Here is a 4,798-nt window from a genome sequence, read left to right on the forward strand (position 1 = left end):
CCAGGGTGGCAGTGCCAATGGCTCTATCGCCATTGATAATGGCAGGCTCAAGGTCAACGTTACCAATGCCTATAACGGGGCGCAGTATAGAATCGGGAACAGTTTTAGTGTTGGCGATGAGGTGCGCATAGAACTCACTCTGGACAAGGGCAATACCGATGGCATCAGGATCATGGTCATAGAATCGGACGGGCAGAACTGGTTTGGTTACGCGTTGAACGTCAATGCCGCCAGCGGGGATTATAGCTTTACCTACACTATTGGCAGTATGCCGAGATTGGATCTGAAGATCGACAAACGGTTTTCTGCCGTGGATGATGGCGTAGGTACGTATTTCTATATCGATAATGTATTGGCGACTACCGGTACGCTAGGGATCATTGAGGAGAACAATTACTATCCCTTTGGCTTAAAGCATAAGGGGTACAATGACGTAGTCTCTGCCAGTGCCAACTCCGTAGCGCAGAGGTTTAGGTACAATGGTAAGGAGCTTGAGGAGTCTTTGGGCATCGATTGGTACGAGATGGATATGAGACAGTACGACCCTGCGATAGCCAGATGGAATTCTATTGATCCTGTGGTTCACCATGAATACTCTACTTATAGTGCTTTTGACAACAACCCTGTGTTTTGGGCTGATCCTTCTGGTGCGGATGGACAGTTATCTGATAATTTTTATGCCTTTGGTGGCCATAAGGTAACTTGGGGAGAAGGTTTTGGTCCGAGTTATGAGGAAAGTAAAGATAATGATAATGATAGTGATAGTGGTGATTGTTGTGGTAAATTAAAAAAGGCATGGGCAGACTTTAGGAATTGGGTCAATGATGCATTAACATGGGGAGGAACTGAAGAAGAGATGGCAAAAGGTGAAGAAGCTAGAGCGATGTTTGAAGTTGGTGGTGAAACAGCTCAAAAAATGTGGGAAATGGAAAAAGAAGTATTCAGTTATTTACCAGGTGGAGCTGTTGCTACAGCTCTATTAGAAGGTGATTACGAAGGAGCAGCAGGAGGATTTACTTTTGAGTTAGCCGCATCTTTTATCCCTTTTGGTAATTTAATTAAGAATGGTGGTAAAAGTATAGTTAAGTTTAGCGGAACAGCATTAAATCACATGAATGATGTAAATAGGTTTGTTCCAGCTTCAATTCTCGATGATGTGGCTAAAAATATGCCTGGCATACCAGATCCACAAGGTGCTGCTGGTCGAACTATGCATTATGCCGAAATAATTATTGATAGAAATATCGAAAGAAATGGTCGGAGAATATCTAGTCCACAAACTTATAATCTTGAAGTTTTATATAATGAAGCAACTAATACTGTCGAGCATTTTCTTTATACTAGAGATGCAATAGGTAATCTCCCAAAAAGATAAGCAAACGTAATAAATGACCAGTAATATGAAACATGTACTATTTTATTTGATAAGACTATTTAAAGAAAAAAAAATTTCACCGCAAGATTTTTGTAATGAGTATTACATGATTTATGATATAAATAATGATAAATTACAATTATCTGATTTTGAAAGAGAAAGTCTTAAAAAAATATCTGTAAGAGCAAGTAGATTTACAGATATTGAAGAGGATTTCGAAAAGCATAAAGATGTTTATTTTTCATCTAAGGATTTGTATGAAATTACAGAAGAAGTTTTCGATGAATTAGAAATCATAAATAAGACTCCGAATTATTCATAGGGGTAGTGGGTAGTGTCGGTAGTGTCCCAAATTAGGAGACATGGCCTATAAATAGAATTTAAACAACAGAAAACGGTAGTTAAAATTAATTACCGTTTTCTACTTTAGGGATAATAGTTTTAAATTGAAGATTATTATTAAAAACAAACGTTCTTTAAAAATATTGCAATAAAAGACAGAAACAGCTTGTAAAAATTGATAAAAGACCAAAAAAATGGTCTTAGGCTACTATCCCTTTGGCTTAAAATATAAGGGGTATAATGACGTGGTCTCCGCCAATGCCAACTCCGTTGCACAGAGGTTTAGGTACAATGGCATGGAACTGGAGGAGTCTTTGGGCATCGATTGGTACGAGATGGATATGAGACAGTACGACCCGGCAATAGCCAGATGGACATCTATTGATCCGGTTACTCACCATTCGATGAGTACATATACTGCCTTTGATAATAACCCTGTGTTTTGGGCGGATCCAAGTGGTGCTGACAGTGAGACGGCTAATGTCGAAGCGTGGATGGATCAGAGTGAAGCTGAATTCAGAAATCTCAATTCCGCTTTTGATGCTGCTAATGGTGTTGCAAACAGTACTAGTTATGGTAACGTGGATTCTTCAAATCAAACTTCAGTAAGCTATTGTGATCTTGAATGTCAAATGAAAAACTCCAAAAGAAGATTTAAAGCGCACAGCATTGCGTTTGACATGGCTGGACTTGAAAAGGATTCTAAAAAGTATAAAAGGTTACAGAGGAAAAGAGCCCGTCTTTTAGCTATGATTTCTGACTCCAAAGTTCAAGAGCTAGTGGCTCCTACTGACCCATTTAGTTTAGTATTACATTTTGGAACACTAGGGATAGCTTCTAGATTGAGTGTTGGCTTTAGTGGTATAAGGCACATAGGAAAAACGAGATTGTTTTATGTGGGTGAGGGGGCTGAAGCTTTTGCTAGAGTATGGTCTAAAAATGATAATAGTGTAATGACTATATTTGATACTTGGTATGGCAAAGTAGGTGATATGTTAACCCCATTGATGTCAAAAAATAATGCTAGAGTTATGTGGGATAAATTATCTTATATTTATGCTCGTGGTGCGAATTCTGCACATACCATTTTTGGAACTCAAATAAATAAACTGGGTACTATCACTACATCTATGACTCTAAAATCTAAATCTGCTTGGAGGAGAATCGAATATAGAGTTCTTTTTCAACGAGAAATAAGATGGACAGAAACGATACTTAAAAGAAAATCTTCATGGTTTAATAATTAATGATATGGCACAAATCAGTCTTGATAAATATAAATTATTTTGTGAACTAGAAGGACAACATGAATTGCTTTTTGAAAGATGGGTTAGTAAAAAAAATCGCAATAAGATCAGTAATGAAGAATTTGGTACCATAAGTAAATTGATCTCTAATTTAAAAATGATTAAATCTGGATTATATTCTGAACATCGAATAGAAAAATTCAAATTAGAGAATGAGCAAATGAGAGAGCTATTTTTACCTGAAGTTTATGCAAAAATAGTAGAACATGATTGGAATAGCAATGACCCTTGGGATTAACGCTAATGGCTAAACAACTAAATATTTTAATTATCTTATATTATGATTTATACAATAATTCTTATCATAATTATTGTAGCTCTGATTAAGTTTAACAGTTCAAAAGCAAAAATTATTTCTAATCCAAAAGTTTTAATTTTAGAATTTAAGAACGATAGACTCGAAAGTTATGGTGATTATGATTATGAGCAATATTTAAAACTATTTTCAGAAGTGGATTATAAAATCATTGAGACCGTTGAAGAGGTGATTAACTTATCTTCTAACTCTTACAATCTAATTCAAATGAATTTTGAGTTAAATGAAACAGGTGAAATTAGAGATTGTAATGGGAATAAAATATTCTTAGGAGATATTATTAAATCTGCTTATTCACATAGAACTAATTATTTTTTAGTTGGAGTATCTAATTCAGGTTTATCCTATAAGAGTGTTATTGAAAGTTTAAGGATTAATGCTAATATAATTATGACGATGGAAAGAAATAAAACAGACTACATGTCATTTATTAGCTCTTTATTGAATAACTCAAAAGAGACTAAATCACTTGCAAAGTCTTGGCAGATTGTAAATAATAGTTTAGAAAGTAATTTAGAAATGATAAGCTATATTTCCGCTAAAAATATAATTTTAGGTAGTAGAAAAGATTAGTCGGTAATGAAAAAACCCCACGCTGGGTAATGATGTAAACTAGGGTAGTGTTTTAAAATAGGACACGGCCAGCAATTAAAATTTAAACAATAGAAAACGGTAGTTAAAATTAATTGCTGTTTTCTACTTTAAGGATAATAGTTTTTATTTTTTACCACCAGCTTGCAGCTGGTGGTAAGGGTATCTGAAAGTTATTACAATAACAAAGGGATAGGCGTAACGCCTATCCCTTTGTTGTATATTTTTTTATGTAATTTAAGTTGGTTTTTAGGCAATTGAAGAAAGAATGAAGAAAGACTCGCGTTAGGGATGGCAGCGGCATCCTCTCCGTTGCCTTAGGCTATGGAGAGATATAGCGTACAGCCCGACCTCGCCTACGTCGAGACTTCGGCGAGCGAGCGGGGGAACGCCCAAAAACAAAGGGCTATAACCATCTCAATCTGCCGACACAGGTGACCTTGGCATCGGGAAATATTCAGTATATTTATGATGCCACAGGCGCAAAACAGAGAAAGATATTGAGTACAGGGACCACAACGGACTATGCGGGCAACTTTATCTACGAGGATGGCGATCTTAAGATGTTCTCGCATCCCGAGGGCTATGTGGAGCCCCCGCCAACTGAGGCACAAAAAGGCACGCCCTATAAACATGTCTACCAGTACAGGGACCATTTGGGCAATATACGGTTGACCTACGACCAAGGGGATTACCAATCTTATGTGGACGATGATTTCTATAGCGAGCATAACGGTTGGAGCTTCCAGGGGGGCAGTGCCAACGGCGCTATCGCCATTGATAATGGCAGGCTCAAGGTCAATGTTACCAATGCCTATAACGGGGCGCAGTATAGAATCGGGAACAGTTTTAGTGTTGGCGATGAGG

At 37.0% G+C, this 4,798-nt stretch carries 5 protein-coding genes and 1 pseudogene; all 6 read left to right on the forward strand.

Annotation, left to right across the window (positions count from 1 at the left end; translation table 11 throughout):
• Positions 1-1,375, forward strand: a 1,375-nt coding sequence (locus Q0972_RS03905; protein ID WP_299362855.1) for an RHS repeat-associated core domain-containing protein, incomplete at its 5' end; no start/stop codon positions are given.
• Positions 1,376-1,400: 25 nt separating this feature from the next.
• Positions 1,401-1,697 carry a hypothetical protein gene (locus Q0972_RS03910; RefSeq protein WP_299362857.1) on the forward strand — a complete coding sequence of 99 codons (297 nt, stop codon included), beginning with the start codon at positions 1,401-1,403 and terminating at the stop codon, positions 1,695-1,697.
• A gap of 214 nt (positions 1,698-1,911) precedes the next feature.
• Complete coding sequence (locus Q0972_RS03915) at positions 1,912-2,964, forward strand: RHS repeat-associated core domain-containing protein (protein WP_299362860.1); 1,053 nt, start codon at positions 1,912-1,914, stop codon at positions 2,962-2,964.
• 4 nt (positions 2,965-2,968) lie between these two features.
• A complete protein-coding gene (locus Q0972_RS03920; RefSeq protein WP_299362863.1) occupies positions 2,969-3,262 on the forward strand; it encodes a hypothetical protein in 294 nt (97 codons plus the stop codon).
• Positions 3,263-3,304: 42 nt separating this feature from the next.
• Positions 3,305-3,913, forward strand: a complete 609-nt coding sequence (locus tag Q0972_RS03925; protein WP_299362866.1) for a hypothetical protein — start codon at positions 3,305-3,307, stop codon at positions 3,911-3,913.
• 458 nt (positions 3,914-4,371) lie between these two features.
• Positions 4,372-4,798, forward strand: a pseudogene (locus tag Q0972_RS03930) (hypothetical protein); the annotation flags it as partial.

This window comes from Winogradskyella sp., from assembly GCF_028282165.1.
Taxonomy (GTDB): Bacteria; Bacteroidota; Bacteroidia; order Flavobacteriales; family Flavobacteriaceae; genus Winogradskyella.

What these genes read in the sequence shown, in the direction of transcription:
- Q0972_RS03910 (WP_299362857.1), top strand. Translation starts at nt 1,401, where the DNA reads ATGAAACATGTACTATTTTATTTGATAAGACTATTTAAAGAAAAAAAA.
- Q0972_RS03915 (WP_299362860.1), top strand. Translation starts at nt 1,912, where the DNA reads ATGGTCTTAGGCTACTATCCCTTTGGCTTAAAATATAAGGGGTATAAT.
- Q0972_RS03920 (WP_299362863.1), top strand. Translation starts at nt 2,969, where the DNA reads ATGGCACAAATCAGTCTTGATAAATATAAATTATTTTGTGAACTAGAA.
- Q0972_RS03925 (WP_299362866.1), top strand. Translation starts at nt 3,305, where the DNA reads ATGATTTATACAATAATTCTTATCATAATTATTGTAGCTCTGATTAAG.